Annotated in this window: 14 protein-coding genes; 8 read left to right on the top strand and 6 right to left on the bottom strand. The window is 43.3% G+C overall.

Annotated features, from left to right (window positions below; translation table 11 throughout):
* Positions 1-176 precede the first annotated feature (176 nt).
* Positions 177-980 carry an outer membrane protein OmpK gene (locus FKQ60_RS15055; protein ID WP_170906693.1) on the bottom strand — a complete coding sequence of 268 codons (804 nt, stop codon included), beginning with the start codon at positions 978-980 and terminating at the stop codon, positions 177-179.
* Between the two features lie 320 nt (positions 981-1,300).
* Here FKQ60_RS15055 and FKQ60_RS15050 point away from each other — a divergent pair, with 320 nt between their 5' ends.
* The 5 genes from FKQ60_RS15050 to FKQ60_RS15030 all read left to right on the top strand — a co-directional run bounded on the left by FKQ60_RS15050 (position 1,301) and on the right by FKQ60_RS15030 (position 8,306).
* Positions 1,301-1,894, top strand: a complete 594-nt coding sequence (locus tag FKQ60_RS15050; RefSeq protein ID WP_004395880.1) for an LON peptidase substrate-binding domain-containing protein — start codon at positions 1,301-1,303, stop codon at positions 1,892-1,894.
* 251 nt (positions 1,895-2,145) lie between these two features.
* The gene (locus tag FKQ60_RS15045; RefSeq protein ID WP_004395879.1) at positions 2,146-2,730 is read left to right on the top strand and encodes an RNA polymerase sigma factor; all 585 of its coding nucleotides are present in this window, start codon (positions 2,146-2,148) and stop codon (positions 2,728-2,730) included.
* Entirely contained in the window at positions 2,727-3,395 is a 669-nt protein-coding gene (locus FKQ60_RS15040; protein ID WP_004395878.1) for a ChrR family anti-sigma-E factor, read from the top strand. The genes FKQ60_RS15045 and FKQ60_RS15040 overlap by 4 nt, the downstream gene beginning before the upstream one ends.
* 413 nt (positions 3,396-3,808) lie before the next feature.
* The gene (locus FKQ60_RS15035; RefSeq protein WP_154169019.1) at positions 3,809-4,912 is read left to right on the top strand and encodes a porin; all 1,104 of its coding nucleotides are present in this window, start codon (positions 3,809-3,811) and stop codon (positions 4,910-4,912) included.
* Positions 4,913-4,934: 22 nt separating this feature from the next.
* Positions 4,935-8,306 carry an ExeM/NucH family extracellular endonuclease gene (locus FKQ60_RS15030; RefSeq protein WP_170906692.1) on the top strand — a complete coding sequence of 1,124 codons (3,372 nt, stop codon included), beginning with the start codon at positions 4,935-4,937 and terminating at the stop codon, positions 8,304-8,306.
* Positions 8,307-8,386: 80 nt separating this feature from the next.
* On the opposite strand, the gene FKQ60_RS15025 is transcribed toward FKQ60_RS15030, so the two are convergent.
* The 3 genes from FKQ60_RS15025 to rdgC form a co-directional block, all read right to left on the bottom strand.
* Positions 8,387-8,641, bottom strand: a complete 255-nt coding sequence (locus FKQ60_RS15025) for a YfhL family 4Fe-4S dicluster ferredoxin (protein WP_040904656.1) — start codon at positions 8,639-8,641, stop codon at positions 8,387-8,389.
* 2 nt (positions 8,642-8,643) lie between these two features.
* The gene (gene yegQ / locus FKQ60_RS15020; RefSeq protein WP_170906691.1) at positions 8,644-10,044 is read right to left on the bottom strand and encodes a tRNA 5-hydroxyuridine modification protein YegQ; all 1,401 of its coding nucleotides are present in this window, start codon (positions 10,042-10,044) and stop codon (positions 8,644-8,646) included.
* Positions 10,045-10,235: 191 nt separating this feature from the next.
* The gene (gene rdgC / locus FKQ60_RS15015; RefSeq protein WP_158144209.1) at positions 10,236-11,150 is read right to left on the bottom strand and encodes a recombination-associated protein RdgC; all 915 of its coding nucleotides are present in this window, start codon (positions 11,148-11,150) and stop codon (positions 10,236-10,238) included.
* 236 nt (positions 11,151-11,386) lie between these two features.
* Between rdgC and phoB the strand changes: the two genes are divergently transcribed.
* The 3 genes from phoB to FKQ60_RS15000 are packed head-to-tail and all read left to right on the top strand — an operon-like array spanning position 11,387 to position 14,346.
* Positions 11,387-12,076 carry a phosphate regulon transcriptional regulator PhoB gene (gene phoB, locus FKQ60_RS15010; protein WP_158137929.1) on the top strand — a complete coding sequence of 230 codons (690 nt, stop codon included), beginning with the start codon at positions 11,387-11,389 and terminating at the stop codon, positions 12,074-12,076.
* 21 nt (positions 12,077-12,097) lie between these two features.
* Positions 12,098-13,402, top strand: a complete 1,305-nt coding sequence (phoR, locus tag FKQ60_RS15005; protein WP_154169011.1) for a phosphate regulon sensor histidine kinase PhoR — start codon at positions 12,098-12,100, stop codon at positions 13,400-13,402.
* 11 nt (positions 13,403-13,413) lie between these two features.
* Positions 13,414-14,346 carry a phosphate ABC transporter substrate-binding protein gene (locus FKQ60_RS15000; RefSeq protein ID WP_249374180.1) on the top strand — a complete coding sequence of 311 codons (933 nt, stop codon included), beginning with the start codon at positions 13,414-13,416 and terminating at the stop codon, positions 14,344-14,346.
* A gap of 53 nt (positions 14,347-14,399) precedes the next feature.
* Here FKQ60_RS15000 and ppx read toward each other — a convergent pair whose 3' ends face one another.
* Together ppx and ppk1 are read right to left on the bottom strand one after the other, a co-directional pair.
* Positions 14,400-15,929, bottom strand: coding sequence for an exopolyphosphatase (gene ppx / locus FKQ60_RS14995; RefSeq protein WP_170905238.1), 1,530 nt, complete (start codon positions 15,927-15,929; stop codon positions 14,400-14,402).
* The gene (gene ppk1 / locus FKQ60_RS14990; RefSeq protein ID WP_170905239.1) at positions 15,913-18,015 is read right to left on the bottom strand and encodes a polyphosphate kinase 1; all 2,103 of its coding nucleotides are present in this window, start codon (positions 18,013-18,015) and stop codon (positions 15,913-15,915) included. Before ppk1 ends, ppx begins: the two co-directional genes overlap by 17 nt.
* Positions 18,016-18,455: the final 440 nt, after the last annotated feature.

Raw genomic sequence — 18,455 nt, 5'->3', positions numbered from 1 at the left:
TTTTGCCATTTGCTTCCTTCAGATTTCACCTCACGATGAACACCCTTGCATAGGCTAACGGTTCCCGCTCGACTGAGCCCGTAGAGGACTTTCACCTCCTAGATCAACGCCATGCTCGGCGCACAAATAAAAAAGGGAGAAGCCAGTGCTTCTCCCTTTTGCTGAATAATAAATGATTAGAATTTGTAGGTGACGGCTACGTAGTGGCTAAAGCCAGTCGTTTTACCCGCAAAGCCACCATCTTCAAGTCCATAAATAGTTTTATAGCCTTTTAGACCGTAACCAACCGCGAAGCGATCGGAATGCCAGTAAATACCGTTAAACATTGCTCCACCATTGCTTGAAGATGAATATTCCTCTTTCATGCCAAATTGGTAATCAATGTAACCTTGGTAAGAGACAAATGAGCCATTTTCAAAAAAGTAGAAAGGTTTAAACCAGTTAGTTGAAATTTGGAAACCGTTCCAATCTTTTTGATTACCTTGATAAGTTGCATAAAGGTTAACGCCAACTTTACCTAGCCATGGCACCATCACATCAGAACCAAGACCGATTTTTTGGTTATTTACAGAGTATTGATTAGTTTTGTAATCAGTTCCATCCCATTCAAATAGAGAAGCAATGTAAAGCTCTTGTACTGGGCCAAAAGAGAGATCTTTACCCGCTAATCCATCGAGAGACATACGTGGCGCAAATTTCATAAAGATTTTTGGAGCGCCAGCTTTATCGCTGTTTGATTTACTAGCAAGATTGAATACGTCGACATAACCATACAGGTCAAAAATACCTGAGCGACCACCAAATTCCATCTCTAAGTAATCGTGGCTTGATTTGCCTGGCAGTTCGTCGAATGCCCCCATCAAGTTAAACTGCATCCATTTATAATCGTTTTTATGAATATCGCCGTCAGAATAGTCAGCAGCAATAACAGGAGCAGAAGTAGCAGCCATGAGGCCAAGAGCTAAAAGTGATTTACGCATAGGGGAACTCTCTTTGTTGAGTGAACTTACAAGGCTGAATGTTGTCCTTGCTAATTGCTGGGCATAATAGCGATATATCTCTTAATTAAAAGTGAAATAAAGTGCGAAAAACTCAGTTATGTTGACTTCTGTCACACTATTTTGTTTTTTTTTATTAACCAGAATGTGTTTTTTCATTTTTTTTGCATTATTAATGCGATCTTGGCTTGTTATTATCGGAAGGATTAAACCACTCACAAAAGCAACAAAGTCGGTAAGTGATCCCTTAACTGTCTATTTCGTAAACAGGAGAAGCATCAGTAAAAATAGAGGGAGGAATAATGCAAGAAATTATGCTTTTTCCATTGAGTTCGGTTGTACTGCCGGAAGGTAAAATGAAGTTACGCATTTTTGAACCTAGATACAAACGAATGATTGCGGAATGCAGCAAAGCCAATAGCGGATTTGGTGTCTGTTTATTGGATAATAAATCTGCAGACAAACGTCACCAGCTTTCGTACCTCGGTACTTGGGTTAAGATTGTTGATTTTGAAACCGTAGACGATGGTTTATTAGGGGTCACCGTTGTTGGCATTAAACGTTTTTTTATTGAACAAGTACGCAGTGAATCGGATGGGTTACGCAAAGCTACCGTCCGTTGGTTAACTAACTGGCCCACCACACCTTTGTCTGACCACCACTTATTATTGAGTGAGCAGTTACAGCAAATTTACCAACAGTTTCCGCAAGTGGGGCAACTGTATTCACATCGTTTTTTTGATGATGCGAGTTGGGTCGCTCAGCGTTGGTTGGAGATTCTCCCCTTATCAAAAGCTCAGTGGGAGGGCTTGGTCGATCATGAGAGCTGTTATCCGGCATTGTCTTTTCTTACACAGACGATTGAAATCTATGATGATTGTTCTGGTCAGGGATAGTGTGAAGCTATCGCTTTCTTTTATTGTGTGGATGATTTAATAATCACGTTTAACTTTTTAGGGATAAGAGTCGCATAGGACAAACACGAGTCTACTCTGCCTGTCTCAGCCATTTGGGTATATAATGAATCTTTCTCTAGGTATTGAAATCTCCATCATTACTCAGTCAGTGATCCACGATGACTTTACTTACGTAATATGAGTGATTGGGGAGAAATCTCAAGCCGAGGTTTTGCAAGGACAGGTATCCTATGACGAGTCAAAATCCACAAACCTTTACCCGTGATGATTGGGCTGATTGTATGGAAAAAGTGCAGCAACAGGATAAAGCCGCTTTTGGTGTCGTGTTCCACTTTTTTTCTCCCCGTCTTAAACAGTTTGTGATTAAGCAGTTAGGCAATGAGCAGGTTGCGATGGAAATTGTTCAAGAAACGATGGCGGCGTTATGGCAAAAATCGCATTTGTTCGATAGTCAGAAAAGCTCTCTGTCAACATGGGTCTACACGATTGCACGTAACCTCTGCTACGACTTAATGCGTAAGCAAAAGGGAAGGGAGTTGCACGTGCTTGCTGATGATATTTGGCCAACCGATTATTGTCCGCCAGATTTAATCGACCACTATTCGCCAGAGCATGAAAGACTGAAAGAGCAAGTGGTTAAGTTTCTTGATTTACTACCAGAATCACAGCAAAAAGTCGTAAGAGCTGTGTATTTAGAAGATTTACCGCACCAACAAGTCGCGGAAATGTTTGATATTCCTCTTGGGACCGTCAAATCACGTCTACGGTTAGCTGTAGAAAAACTAAGAACCTCGATCGATGCGGAGCCGTTATGAGTTATCATCCAGAATTATCATTACTTGAAGCGTATGCCAAAGGCAATGTTGATGCTTGTCATGGAATCGCTCTGGCGACTCATCTTGAGTTGTGTGCTCACTGTCGTCAAGTGGTTAAACAATTTGAAGAGCAACAAGGCGAGCAACTGGCTGCGCTAGAGCAAGAGTTATCGACCGATGATTGGACTGGTATGCTGGCAGAGATTATTACGACCCCAGTGCCAAGTGCGCCAGTATCGGTCTCAGAATCTTTACCGGTGACCATTGAGGTTAATGGTAAATCGATTGCGATTCCTGCTGCTCTGCGACGTTTGATCCCAGCCGAGACTAAATGGCGCAATTTTGGTGGTAAGGTTTATTCACTTCCTTTACATAGTGAAGATAAAGTGCGCATGAGTTTAATGTACATTAATCAGGCAGTGAGTGTGCCACAACATACTCATAAAGGCATCGAATCTACCTTGGTTTTGCATGGTGGATTTAGCGATGAAGAAGGCCATTACGAGGTGGGGGATTTTATCCAACGTGATGCTTCTATTTGTCACGCACCACAAACCGATGCGGGGCAAGATTGCTTATGTTTAGCCATTCTCACTGAACCGATGATCTTCACCCAAGGTGTAGCGCGAGTCTTTAATTTATTTGGTAAAGGCATGTATCCCTAAACGAGTTTTTCGTTAACCTCTACTCTTCATGCTTTAGCCCCTAGGTTTATCCCTAGGGGCTTTTTATTTGAACTTCGTTTCATTGATTGAACTAAACTCTCCTTTTTTCGTTTTTTCCTTGATAAAAACCAATTCAATCAATGGCAAACGTTTGCGATTAGTTACGGAATAGTGTGATTTTGAGAGCTAACTCAAATCTTTAACAAATCCTGTTCAAGCTATTTAAGGCGGTTTTTTTTGTAACCTTATGTATTAACATTGATTATTTTATAGCAATAGAAAAGTTACTTAAAATCAATAAATTCATCGCGTGCCATGTCACAAAATCATAATGTTGCTTTATGTATAATTTTAATGATTAAGTGACTTACCTCACTATAAATGGGTTATATAACAACAGCAAGGAAAATGGCATGCGAGTATTAGTTTCTCGAAAATCAGCGTTACCTTTAGCGCTGTCCGCCGTGTTTTTAGCATTATCAGCTTCGGGCCATGCAGCTCGTGTTTATACCGCGGATAATGGTGATTATATGGATGTGTTTGGTGAAGTCGGTGTTGGTGGTTATTTTGGCAATAAAGCTAAATTTAACCAATTTAATGCTGATGAATCCTTCATTGATGATAGTTTTGCTACATTAGGAGCCAAAGGTCAGGTCGGGGGTATTCACTATCGTCTGGAGTTGGATTATTTGCGTGAAAACTGGCCTGGTGGTAATGGTGAGATGGTCACTGAAGTAGATAAAGTGTGGCTGGGTTACCGTATTTCTCCGCAACATAATATTGAAATAGGCCTGAATGATACTGCCTTTGATGATTATGATGCTTTTGGCGATTTAACCATTGAAGGTGGGGCGGAAACAAAAGAAGCAGGTGATCAATCTCGTACTATCAAGTATGAAGGGCACTACTTTGACTTGATCCGTGTCGGTGTCTCTTACAGTTATCGTGCTGAAAGTTCCTCTGGTACCCCTTTAGGTAACACAGTCAATGGCTATGTGGGCTATTTCTCTGATCCTTTGTCTGTGGTATTTGGCGCTGAAAAGCGTAATGGTTCTGGCGGTGAAGCGCGAGTGGGTGAAAAAACCTTATATGGTATCGGCTTACGTTACGCGATCACTTCAGATATTTTGCTCGGCATTAACGGTTTTATTGAATACCAAGATGAAGCTCAGCGTCGCACTCTAATCAAAGAAGCCGTTGGTGACCAACCAGCCGTTTATCAATTCAATGATTACCAAGAACTGAAAAACCATGGTGGTCTTGTTTCCCTGCAATACAGTTTGACTCCGCAATGGGATTTAATTGGTTCAGTGAACTATGAAGAATACCAAAAGTGGGACAAATTTGATGAATTTTGGGATGGCGATGTTGATCGTTGGGATAGCTGGGGTAAACGCCGTACTTGGCAAACCGTTGGTGTGCGCTATAAGCCTACCCGTTCTTCTGTGATTGAAATTGAAGCCAATATTGGTGACTCGCATTATCGCAGTTATGCCAAAGCGACAGTCTTCTTCTAATGTGCTCACAAGGACAGTATAAATGAACATAAAATTAAAGACCTTAACTGCCTCGATTGCATTGACTCTCAGTGCTTCAGCGTGGGCAGATATTAATGATATTGTTATTTCCCGCTATGTGATGGGGTCGGGAAATAATAAGGCTATTGAGATTCTTAATACCAGTGATACCACTGCTCATACATTTGAAAACACCGCTTTGTATACGGTTGGGGCAACCAATGCTGGAAATCCATTATTTAATCAAGCTAACGTACTGAATGGCCGTACCTTACCACCTAGGCAGTCATTGGTGATTTATCATGGAGGCTCTCTTGATGAACTAAAAAATGCGCTTGATCCAAATGCGATGACGGTGACTCATAGTTTACCGTTTAATGGCGATGATAAAGTCTTTATTGCGCCAATAATGACTACGGATGCTGATACGGCTGTCGCTAATATTCATGATGTGGTGGGAATAGTACAACTAGTACCTGGTGTAAATAATAGCACCAATGGTTGGGGATACCAACGAACTTGGCATCGTTTACCAGATGCAACCCCGCAAAAAGAGTGGCGTTCAACAGATTGGCATGAATATCAACCTTTTATTTATGATGGGCTAGGGGATCGCACCTTATATGGTGAAGATGCTGCTGATTTACCAGAGCCTGAACCAGTACCAGGTGTGTGTGAACTGTCTACTGCGGATAGAAAGACTATTCGTCAAATACAAGGTGAAGGCGAATCGTCCCCTTATGTTGACAATGGTTTTTGGAGCTCTAAACCTTATAAAGTAACAGGCGTAATAGCCCAATACTCTCAAGGTGTGGGAGATTGGCGCGGCGTTTATTTACAAGATAAACACGCGGGAGATGGAAAAGGTTCAGATGGTATCTTTGTTCGTATGGATACATCGGGTATGACACCTAATTTCATCGGTAAAGAAATCTGTTTTGAAGCGCATGTACAAGAATATTGGGGAATGACTCGTCTTCTTGCCAGTGGTGTGCCAAATAACTTTATTAGTGAATATGATGTTGTTTCTGAGAATAACCCGGTCAGAATTACTCCGCTGCAAATTAATGACAGTGATTACGTGGGTGAGGGGGATGAGCGCCGGTTAGATTTCAGCCGTACCCTAGAGCGTCACGAAGGTATGTTGATTAAGCTGCCTGATGACGTTAATCCTGATCAGGATGGCAAGCAAGATATGCGTGTCAGCCGCACCTTTACTTTTGACTTTGGCTCGTTTAGACAAAATATGGTACTGGCTTATGAGCGTGTGAATATGCAGCCGAACCAGTTACATGTAGCCGGTAGTGAAGAGTCTCAAGAAGCTGCTAAAGAGAATCAGCGCCGCCGTCTATTTGTTGAAAGCGATCGCAGTGCTCGAGATGGGGAAATTCCTTATTTCCCAGCGTTTAAAGATAAACCGAACCAGAATGTCATCTTAGTGAATGACTCAGTGATGGATATCACAGGTATGCTGGTGTTTACCCGTGATGAATATCGTCTGGTGATCCCTGAATCTGATACTTCAGTAACGAGCAAGAACTTCAAGCGTAATGATATTCGACGTACTAGCCATCCAGAGTATAAAATTGAAGTTGATGGTAAGCTAGAAACATTGAAATTAAACAAGATTCCAGAAAATGGGAATCAAAATAGCATTGGTCAGCATCGTTATCAGCGTCATGATCAAGGACATTTCCCATTAGTCTTGGGTTCGAAAAACGTACTTAACTATTTCAACTCACCATTTGGTGGCGATCCAAATCGTCATGGTAATAATCGTGGTGCGTTTGATATGGAAGAGTTCGAATTACAGCAAGCGAAAGTGGTTGAAGCATTGTATCGTATGGATGCCGATATCGTTGGTTTGTTAGAAATGGAAAATAACGGCTTTGGTACTCGCTCTGCTATTGCTCAACTAGTAGACGAGCTGAACAAGAAGTACACCCGCGATCGTTATTCACATCGTTTTTACCGCGATTCAATCCAAAATCGTTACAGCTTTATTGCGATTGACTCGAATAACGATCTAGTGTTTGACCATCATGACCATGTTGGTACTGATGCCATTACTAACGCAATTATTTATCGCCCAAGCCGAGTAACCTTGACGGATAGCCAAGTTATTCGTTTACCAAATCAGAATGCGCCATCGATTACCGATCCTAAAACTGGTGAGGTCTTTATTGATAGCCAGGGACGTCCACTAAGTAGCGGCCGTGCTTTCCAACGCGATGCTCTAACCGCGACGTTCTTGGTGCATAACACAGGTAAACAGTTAACGGTTTCTGCCAACCACCTAAAATCCAAAGGTTCTAACTGTATTGATGATTGGGATGGAGTAGATGTTGCTAGTTTCAGTCCTGGTGATTCCTTGCCTGATTCTGATTTCCAAGGTCAATGTGAGAACTTCCGAGTGGCCGCCGCTTATGAGCTTGGTAAGCAGCTTGATAAAATTCCTGGTGATAAAGTTATTCTTGGTGATTTAAACTCGTATGCGATGGAAGACCCAATGTTGGTATTAACTGAAAACCTAACGGGTAAAGCTGTTCATGCCGGCCGTTATACTTATATTGGTGATCGTCCGCAATTTAGCGATTTAAGTGGTAAACGTATTGACCGTACTTTTGGTTATATCAATGCTGTGCCTTATAAAGACGTTAAATTTGAGCGTCCAAAGAGCTGGGGTTATTCGTTTAACGATGAGTTAGGTTCACTTGACCATGCGTTAATCTCGCCATCATTGCGTAATCGATTGGTTGATGCCATAGACTGGCGCATTAATAGTATCGAATCACCTCTGTTTGATTACAGTAAGCAAAATAATGGCCGTCCACATAAAGGTAGTCATTGGCAGAACTTCCACCATAATAATAATGGTCAAATGACGGTAACTCATTATCGCTCATCGGATCATGATCCAGTGTTGCTGGTTCTTGATTATAAAGTGGCAGAACGTGAAAGTTTACGTGGTCAGCAGCGTCCGGTACTATTAACCATCAACAACAGCCGAATTGATGTGCCTTTATTAATGCCTGAAACAGCTAAAGAAGGCGATAAAGTAATGATTCAGTTCGATGGTTTACGTGAACCACAACTGGCTCGTATTCCACAGCCAACGCTAAGTAAAGATGGTCAACAAGTCGTAGACGTTAGCTTGTTTGGTATCCCTGCTGGTGACGATTATGCATTACATATGCATTTAGTTCGTGGTGAAGCTAATCAGGTAGTAGACAATAGCCGTGTTAGCTTCCCAGTTGAAGTTCGTCGTCAACAAGGGCTACAACCAGAGCGCGTTATCCCTGAGTATGACCGTACTGGCGGTTCAGCAGGAAGCGCGGGCTTGTTTGGATTGATGTTAATCGGCTTGGCAGGGTGGTTCCGTCGCCGTCGCTAAGTAAATAAGTTGAATTAATCAGTAATAAAAATCCGCCTTCACTGGCGGATTTTTTTATCAAGCAACCACTAAAAAAATAGCTAAGCTAATCCTTGAAGGATAACAAATTTTTCTAGCAGTTGTTCTTCGCTTTCAATGTGTTGAGGATCCGTAATAATACAGTTATTGATCGGACACACCGACTGACAGGTCGGTTGATCATAGTGTCCTTTGCACTCGGTACATAAATCTGGGTTAATCTCATAAACGTATTCACCCATCGAAATGGCGCCGTTTGGACACTCTGGTTCACACATATCACAGTTGGTGCATTTGTCTGTGATCAATAGTGCCATGATTATTTGCCTGTTGGGTTGCGAGTATCTTGACCGGCATTGAGGTTACGCATTAATAACGCGTACTCAAGATCTAAGTCTTCAGGCATAGGAATAAACACGAAGTGTCCATTACCTTTTGCATCATCAATAACTTGCGACTTGCGGTTTTCCATCATTTCAAGAGTAAAAATGATATTGCCTTTAGGGGTCATCAACTCAAGACTGTCACCGACACAGAACTTGTTCTTCACTTCCACTTCAACTAAATCACCACGGCGTTTACCGGTAAACTCACCGACAAATTGCTGACTATCGGAGACAGAGTAACCATAGTCATAGTTTTGGTAGCTATCATGAGTATGACGACGTAGGAAACCTTCGGTATAGCCGCGATGCGCGAGGCTTTCTAAGGTGCCCATTAGGCTGTCATCAAACGGTCTGCCAGCGACGGCATCATCAATCGCTTTACGATAAACTTGAGCCGTTCGGGCGCAGTAATAGAATGACTTAGTACGACCTTCAATTTTGAGCGAGTGAACGCCCATTTTGGTTAAACGTTCAACGTGCTGAACGGCGCGTAAGTCTTTTGAGTTCATGATATAGGTACCATGTTCATCTTCAAACGCGGCCATTTTTTCTTCAGGGCGGTGGCTTTCAGACAACAGCACGACATCATCAATCGGTTTACCTAATCCTAAGGTGTTATCGGGACGCTCTGTTTGTACTTCAATCGCTTGGGCGGCGCTTGGATCGAACTGTTCGACAATTTGCCCTGAGGCATCTTCTTGGCCTTTTTCAACTTTGTACTCCCAACGGCAAGCGTTGGTGCAAGTACCTTGGTTCGGGTCTCGTTTATTCATGTAGCCTGATAATAAACAGCGGCCCGAATAGGCCATGCACAGTGCGCCATGAACAAAGATTTCTAGCTCAGTCTCTGGGCATTGTTGGCGAATTTCTTCGATCTCTTCTAGTGACAGCTCGCGAGATAATATTACGCGTTCGACACCTTGGGTTGACCAAAACTTAACCGTTGCCCAGTTAACCGCATTAGCTTGTACTGACAAATGAATCGCCATCTCAGGAAACGCTTCACGTACCATCATGATCAGGCCGGGATCGGACATAATTAATGCATCCGGTCCCATGTCGATAACCGGTTTTAGATCGCGAATAAAGGTTTTTAATTTTGAGTTGTGTGGCTGAATATTACACACCACATAGAATTTTTTACCCAGTGCATGCGCTTCGTTAATGCCGATTTGCAGATTTTCGTGGTTAAACTCGTTATTACGTACGCGTAGGCTGTAACGCGGTTGGCCGGCATAAACAGCATCTGCGCCGTAAGCAAAGGCATAACGCATATTTTTTAGACTACCGGCAGGTGACAGTAGCTCAGGAACGAAAGGGGATGTTGTACTCATTATTAGCTTCTCAATCTGATTTCAAGTCAGGCCAATACCACCTCATGGTATTGGAAAGGGCGCAAATTTTACGTCAAAAGGTAAGCGGTGACCATACTCTTTTTCAGGTTATTATCCCTTGGCGTCTTGGTCTTGTCGTGGAAGGATGAAGAGAAAGGATTCAGGCTGGAGATACCAGCCTGAATAGGCCGTTAGGCGTCGTTTGACGGTAAGCCGCCTAATACATCAAATAAGTTAGGTAATAGAGCAGAAAATTCACCACACATTAACGATAAATCCGCATCGAATCGCGCCGCTTGGTCTTCTCTTGGAATATCTTCGTTTTGATCTTTGAGCTCATCACTAAATACCAAACGCTTTAAGCTGCAATCGTCGGCCAGAATAAAACTGATCCGCTCTTGCCAGTTGAGCGCTAACTTAGTCACCACTTTATTAGCGGCAATATGACTGATGATTTCATCACTGGTCAGCTCTTGCTTTTTACAACGGATGGTTGCGCCATCTTCTAAGGTGGATTTTAACTCTGCTTCTTCTAAGAGCGTAAAGCCTTGTGGTACGTTGCCATCCTTGACCCATTGAGTCAATGTGGTTTCGACCGCGACTTCAGGAATTGCTGGTACAACGGGTAAGCTGCCCATGGTTTTGCGCAGCAGAGCCAGAACATCTTCGGCTTTTTTATAGCTGCTAGCATCGACCAGAATTAACCCTTCTTTAGGCATGATGAGTACGTAGGTATAATGGCTACGAGTGAAGGCTCGCGGCAGCAAATCAATCATGACTTCTTCTTTTAAGGTCTCTTTCTCTTTTTTCTTGAGTGGTCGACCTTCTTGCGTCTCAATGGTGTCGACTTTGGCATTCAAAGACTCTTTGATCACCGACGCTGGGAGCATTTTTTCTTCTTTTTTGGCGCAAATCAGTATTCGTCCATCACTAACGTGCGTCATCATATCGCCATGTTTACCAAGGGCATGCACCCAGCCAAACTTCTGTTTGTCTTGACTAGAGCAAGGGCTAAAACGAAATTCCGTTAGTTGAGTTTCCAGTTGATCCGCATTAAAGGGAATATCACGATTGACGCGATACACCATACAATTTTTAAACCACATAGTGCGCTTCTTTTGGTTGTTCACAATTCGTCTATGATAGGGGAATTGACGATTAATGTCTTATACTCTTACGACACGAAATGACGATTGGTTAGCGGAGTTTGGTCATGCTAATCATCTCGTAAACCGTACACAAGCGTGAACTTTATATGAAAATTAGTTTGCAAAGGTCACAAAAGTGTCATAATCATTTCCCATAATGCATAGCGTTGATTAATAACAAAGGTTATTCAATTATGTCTAGAAGGATTCTGGTTGTTGAGGATGAAGCACCCATTCGTGAAATGTTGTGTTTTGTGCTTGAACAAAAAGGCTATCAAGCAGTGGAAGCTGAAGATTATGATAGCGCGGTGACTAAGCTCGCTGAACCTTTCCCCGATCTTGTTCTGCTCGATTGGATGCTACCCGGCGGTAGCGGGATTAACTTTATCAAACACATGAAACGTGAAGAGTTAACACGTAACATTCCGGTTGTCATGCTGACCGCTCGGGGTGAAGAAGAAGATAAAGTTCGTGGTTTAGAAGTAGGAGCGGATGATTACATTACCAAACCGTTTTCACCGAAAGAGTTGATTGCGCGTTTAAAAGCGGTTATTCGCCGTGTTACTCCTACCTCATTAGAAGATGTCATTGATGTGCAAGGTTTAAAATTGGATCCGGTGTCTCACCGAGTGACCGCTGATGATATGGCGCTAGAGATGGGACCGACCGAGTTTAAGATGCTGCACTTTTTTATGACTCACCAAGAGCGCGTATACAGTCGAGAGCAACTGCTGAATAACATCTGGGGCACCAATGTCTATGTTGAAGATCGTACGGTGGATGTGCACATTCGCCGCTTGCGTAAAGCTTTAGAAGATGCCGGGCATGATAAGCTGATTCAAACCGTGCGTGGCGCTGGCTACCGGTTTTCAACCAAAGCTTAAGTCGGCCCGTTGTGGAGTATTATGGTTGAACGATTAACTTGGAAAAAGCTGGCCTGGGAGCTGGCTTTTTTTTACCTTCCCTGGCTGATTGTTGGCTGGGTATTTGGGCATATGCCTTGGTTGCTGTTAGCGGCAACGGCATTACAGCTGGTTTGGCATTTGCATAATCAAGTGCGATTTTCGGCTTGGTTGTGGGATGAAAAGCGCTTAACACCCCCTTCTGGTTCAGGGAATTGGGAGTCGCTGTTTAATGGTATTTATCGTTTGCAGCAGCGGCAACGCAAAAAGCGCAAAGAGCTCACCAATTTAATTCGCCGTTTTCGTAATGGTGCAGAATCGTTACCTGATGCGGTGGTGGTGTTTCGTGCAGAAGGCAATATTGTGTGGTGCAACCGCTTAGCGCAGCATTTGTTGGGATTTCGTTGGCCCGATGATGCTGGACAGCCGATTTCCAATTTGATCCGCACGCCAGGTTTTATCAATTATCTGCAGAAAAATGATTTTTCAGAACCGTTGACCATGCACTCGCCATTGAATGTTGAGCGATCTTTAGAGCTACGTATCGTGCCGTATACCGAAGGTGAACATTTAATGGTCGTACGTGATGTGACTCAGGTGAAGCAGCTTGAAGGCATGAGACGAAACTTTTTTGCTAATGTATCGCATGAGTTACGCACGCCAATGACGGTACTGCAAGGTTACTTAGAAATGACGGAAGACCCAGATCTGCTACTCGGTCCAATGTGGCCGAAAGCCCACGGAGTGATGACCGAGCAGTTGAATCGGATGTCGAGTTTAGTTAATCAATTGCTCACCTTATCGAAAATTGAGGCTTCGCCCATTCATGAGTTGGATGAAGAAGTTGATGTCCCAGCGATGCTTGAGGTGTTAGAAAAAGAAGCGTTAAGTTTAAGTGGTGAACAGGCTCATCAGATTCGTTTTACTGTGGATAAACAGCTTAAAGTCTTAGCCGATGAAGACCAACTGCGTAGCGCTATTTCTAATTTAGTTTATAACGCCGTGAAATATACCCCAGCGGGCGCAGAGATTCAGGTTCGCTGGCAAAATACTGAACAAGGGGCGTTGTTTGAAGTGGAAGACCGTGGTGAAGGGATTGCGGCTCAGCATTTGCATCGCTTAACCGAGCGTTTTTATCGAGTGGATAAAGCGCGATCACGCGATACCGGTGGTAGTGGTCTGGGGTTGGCGATTGTCAAACATGCGCTTTCCCATCACGATAGCCATTTAGATATTCGCAGTGAGGTTGGCGTTGGGAGCTGTTTCTCGTTTGTGTTACCGAAACGTTTGGTGGTGAAATGCAATTAAGACGTTGGTTGATGGTGATGATGGCGAGTTTTCCGTTCAGTTCAGGAGCAGCGCAATCACTCACCGATTATCATCGCGTACCGGGTATATCGGGGAGTGTCCTTTCTGTGGGCTCGGATACTCTTGCCGGGCTGACAACACTTTGGGCAGAAGCGTTTAATGAGCTGTATCCTAATGTTAATGCTCAAGTACAAGCATCAGGCTCATCGACGGCACCTCCAGCCTTAACGGAAGAAACAGCGCAATTTGGACCGATGAGTCGACCAATGCGTCTACGTGAGATTGAAGCGTTTGAACGCACCCATGGCTACAAGCCGACTGAGTTACGGATTGCGATTGATGCGATTGGTGTGTTTGCTCATCGAGATAATCCCATCGAGGGGTTGAATTTTACCGAGCTCGATCAGATTTTTTCAGTAACGTTACGTTGCGGAGCCACAGAATCGATCAACCGTTGGTCACAATTAGGTCTAGATTACTCGTGGGCACAGCGACGCATGCAGTTGTTTGGACGTAATTCGGTATCGGGAACGTACGGCTATTTTAAGCAAACCGCGTTGTGTGGCGGTGATTTTAAAGCCCATGTCAATCAACAGCCGGGTTCAGCCTCTGTGGTGCAGTCGGTCGCTTCATCGATTAATGCATTAGGCTATTCTGGGGTAGGCTATCGTGTTTCTGGAGTGAAACTGGTCCCGATTGCTCGCCAAGGACGAGATTACGTTTATCCCTCACACGATAATATTTTGTCTGGTGAATACCCTTTATCTCGTTATCTGTATTTGTACGTTAACAAACACCCAGGGCGGCCATTAATGCCGCTGGAAAGAGAATTTGTGCGTTTTATCTTTTCTAAGCAGGGACAAGATCTGGTTAGCAAAGAAGGTTACTTAGCCATTTCTGCTGAGGTCGCGCAGCAAGAATTGGCCAAAGTGGGGATTCAGTGATCCGTGTTTACCGCGCATGCCAGCAGTAAAATCTAGGCTTTGACCCGCTTGATTTAAAACGTTAACGTCCAACCAACTTTATGCCAATAGGCTTGTTCACTGAGTAAATCGATGTGCAGCAGTTTGTTGTTTTCAAGCCAAGCCGGATCACTGCATGTTAATTGCCACCGATCTTCTTTGGCACTTAAGCGAATCTCGGGAAGTGGATCATCATTGCGCTGTCCATTTAGGACAATCGCTAACCGTAACACGCGGATAAGGCCGATGATGTGTTTTTTCTTATAGAGATAGAAATCGCTCATTTCACCAAGCTTAAGAGCTTTACGTTGAAAGCGAACCAGCGTGGCGAGCACCCTTTGTTGTTCACTGTTAAACCCTGGCATATTGGTGTGCTGTAAGATGTAAGCGGAGTGACGATGAAAGGCTTGTAAGCTGATGCTAAGGCCAACTTCGTGGAGTAGCGCAGCCCATTCTAGTAGCGCAAATAAATCACTGTTGGCTTTGAGTCCTAATTCGTCATTAACTTGACTCAAAAACTCTTTAGCGTAGCCCTTAACTTTTGCCGCGTGCTCTAAATCAACGAAGTGTTTGACCGCTAAGTTTTCTGTCGTGCGTAAACGGACATCGTCGTACTTGAACCTATCTTCCATTTCATACAGTAAGCCTTCGCGCAATGCGCCATCGGAAAAATGCATTTCCTTGATCTTTAATGCATTAAAGACACCGGTTAAGATGGCAACTCCGGCAGGAAAGACCGGTTTACGATCATCAGTCAGTCCGGTTAATTGAATATCCGCAATTTGATTAGACTCACACAGCTTATCGACTAATTTATGTAGCCGTTCTTGGGTGATCACGCCATCGTCGTAGCCTAAGCCAATCAATACTTCATGGATAGCTTTGACGGTACCGGATGAGCCAAACGCACGCTGCCAGCCTTTTTTACGATATTTACTGGCCATGGACTCGAGTTTTTGTTCCGCCGATAAAATCGCTTGAGCAAACTTTTTCTTGGACAGTTTATCATTGGTAAAAAAGCGTTCAGTGTAACTGACACAGCCCATCTGTTTGCTGTTAACCAATTCAGCTTCAAAGCCTTTACCGATGATCAGCTCCGTACTTCCACCGCCAATATCGACGACCAGCATAGAGTCTGCTTGCGGTTGAGTATGAGCTACACCAAGATAAATCAATCGCGCCTCTTCACTGCCAGGAATAATTTCGATAGGAAAAGGCATCACCTCTAACGCTCGTTGTAAGAAAAGGTGAGCGTTATTAGCTTGACGTAAGGTGTGGGTGGCCGCGATACGGACATTCTCGACTTTGAACCCTTGGAGCCGCTCGGCAAACATGGCTAAACAGGCTAACCCTCGCTCAATGGAGGCGTGATCCAGATTTTTTTGTTCATCTAAGCCTAATGCCAAATGCACCCGTTGTTTATGGCGGCTGATCAGTTGTAAATCTTGTTCAACGACTTTTGCGACCACCATATGGAAGCTATTTGAGCCAAGATCAATCGCCGCGATTTCTCGGCTGGTCGATTCGCTACTGTCTGGAGAAGAGATCTCAGAGTGGGTTTTCATGTGGCTCAAGGTTTCCTTTGGGTTTGCGTGTTTCTTTTTCTATTTGTTTAAGGTAGTCGTAAATAGCCAATTGTGAACGTATTTTTTTCCGATTGCCGCGTTTGACGTAACGGTTACTCATCTCTTTATCGATAACTCGAGCTTTGACGGTATCGGTAAACTGGAGATTAATGATATCGATGATCCGTTGTTTTAAACGTGGGCTACGAATGGGTGTGGTTACTTCAATCCGATGATCGAGGTTACGTGTCATCCAGTCAGCCGAAGAGATATAGACTAAAGGGTCGCCATCGTTATGGGTGATCAGTACTCGTGGATGCTCTAAGAAACGATCAACAATACTAATAATACTAATGTTATCACTGACTCCTGCAACACCGGGAACTAATGAACACATACCGCGAATGATCATTTTTATTTTAACGCCCGCGCTGCTCGCACCATAGAGTTTATTGATCAATCCTTTATCAACCAAATTATTCACTTTAACCATGATTTCAGCCTTCTTACCGTTACGGGCATTGGCAATTTCACTATCAATTAACCGATACAACTGGGTACGGCTATTTCGCGGTGAAACCAGTAAGTGAGTAAATTTAATCGGGCGAAATGGATTTTCAATATACGCAAACACACTACGCACTTCATTGGTGAGTTCATGATCGGCGGTGAGTAAAGAAAAGTCAGTATAAATCCGTGCGGTTTTTTCATGGAAATTCCCGGTACCAATATGTGCATAGCGCACTAATTCACTCTCTTCTCGACGAGTAATCAACAGTAACTTGGCATGAATTTTCATTCCTGGGATACCAAAAATCACGTCAACGCCCGCTTCAGTGAGGATCCGGGACCATTCGATATTGGCTTCTTCATCAAAACGCGCTTGCAGCTCGACGACCACGACGACACGTTTACCGTTATGCACTGCATCGATCAACGAATTCATCAATTTAGAGTTTTTAGCTACCCGATAAATGTTGATTTTAATACTGATCACTTTGGGATCAAACGAGGCTTGGCGCACTAACTCGGTGATATGCTCAAAGCGATGGTAAGGGTAGTGGAGTAAGATGTCTTGGCTACGAATGGCATCAAACGCGTTTAAGTAACCATCGAAATCAGCACATTTGAGAGGTGGTAATGTACGGTTTTCTAAGTAATCGCGCCCAACATTGGGAAACGCGATAAAGTCTTTAAAGTTGTGATAACGACCACCGGGAAGCAGACTATCATAATAAGAAATTTTGAGTTTTTCACATAAAAACGTCAGCATGGCTTCAGGCATATCATGTTCGTAGATAAAACGCACGGGCATCGCGGTCAGTCGCTGACTTAAGCCTTCTGATAATTGTTCGAGTAAACTGTACTCAACTTCGCGGCGTAAATCGTACTCTGCATCTCGAGTCATTTTTATTGCGTAGCCGTGAAGCGTGTCGTAATCAAAAAAGCCACGGAAAATATCATCTAAACAGTAACGAATAATATTATCGAGCAAAATAATGGTCTTGCGTCCTTTGCCTTTTTGCTCAGGTAACATGACAAAGCGAGGTAAGTGATCGGTTGGGATCTCGAGCAGGGCATAGCTTGATTGCTGGTCTTTTTTAAGCTCAACGGCAATGTAAGCGTACTCATCTTTAAGAAATTGCAATACATCAATATCATCACGCAGCAATAGCGGAGTAATATGGGGTAACACCTCTTTATGAAAATATTTACTGATCCACTTTTGCTGTAAGGGATCGAGTTGGGTCTCATTGACTAAAAAAATCCGCCGCCGGGCCATTTCGACAATCAATTCACTGTATAGACGATCAAAATCTTGGTTCAGTTTAAACGCTTTGCTCTGCATTTTACTCAGTAGATGCTTGGAGCTATCTTTTACGCCTTGTTCACGGTTGATTAAAATTCGCCGTTTGACATCGGCAAAACGGACTTTATAGAATTCATCTAAGTTATTAGAAAAAATACCTAAAAAACGAATTCTTTCAATCAATGGTACCGTTTTATCTGCCGCTTCTTGCAACACACGCTCATTAAACGAAAGCCAACTTAATTCTTTGTCGATGTACAACTTTTCGGTACTCATGGATTCCTTTCTTTTGCTTAAGCTCGAAAACCTTGACGAGATGATGCGTCGGTTTCCGCCATGCTTATCTGTTGCCTAGTTTATAATTTACGTCATCTCAATCACATCGTTTATCTATACTCATGGCGACGGACTGCCGTCTATCTGACGATCGACGTTATTTGTAGATAAGCCAATCGCAATGATCATTGTGCAAACTAAAGCGATGATATGACATAATTATTACAAATTGAGTTGATATAGAGTGGTTTTGTTTTCAGTTGCTTATCTGCGCTGTAATATAACCGTCACGTATTTGAAATAGTATACCCTGTAGCACCATAAAGTATGAAACGCTTCACATAGTTAAGCGGCTGGTTATTCTGATGCGCTTCTTGCGCTCGCGATCTTATTCTTACTCTCCGTGCTGTTGGTCACTACCGCTTTCTAAGCTCGGCCGC

The organism is Vibrio sp. A11 (genome assembly GCF_013048705.1).
Classification (GTDB): Bacteria; Pseudomonadota; Gammaproteobacteria; order Enterobacterales; family Vibrionaceae; genus Vibrio; species Vibrio metschnikovii.
Note: the sequence above shows the minus strand (reverse complement) of the source record. Positions and strands in the feature narration are given on the sequence as shown.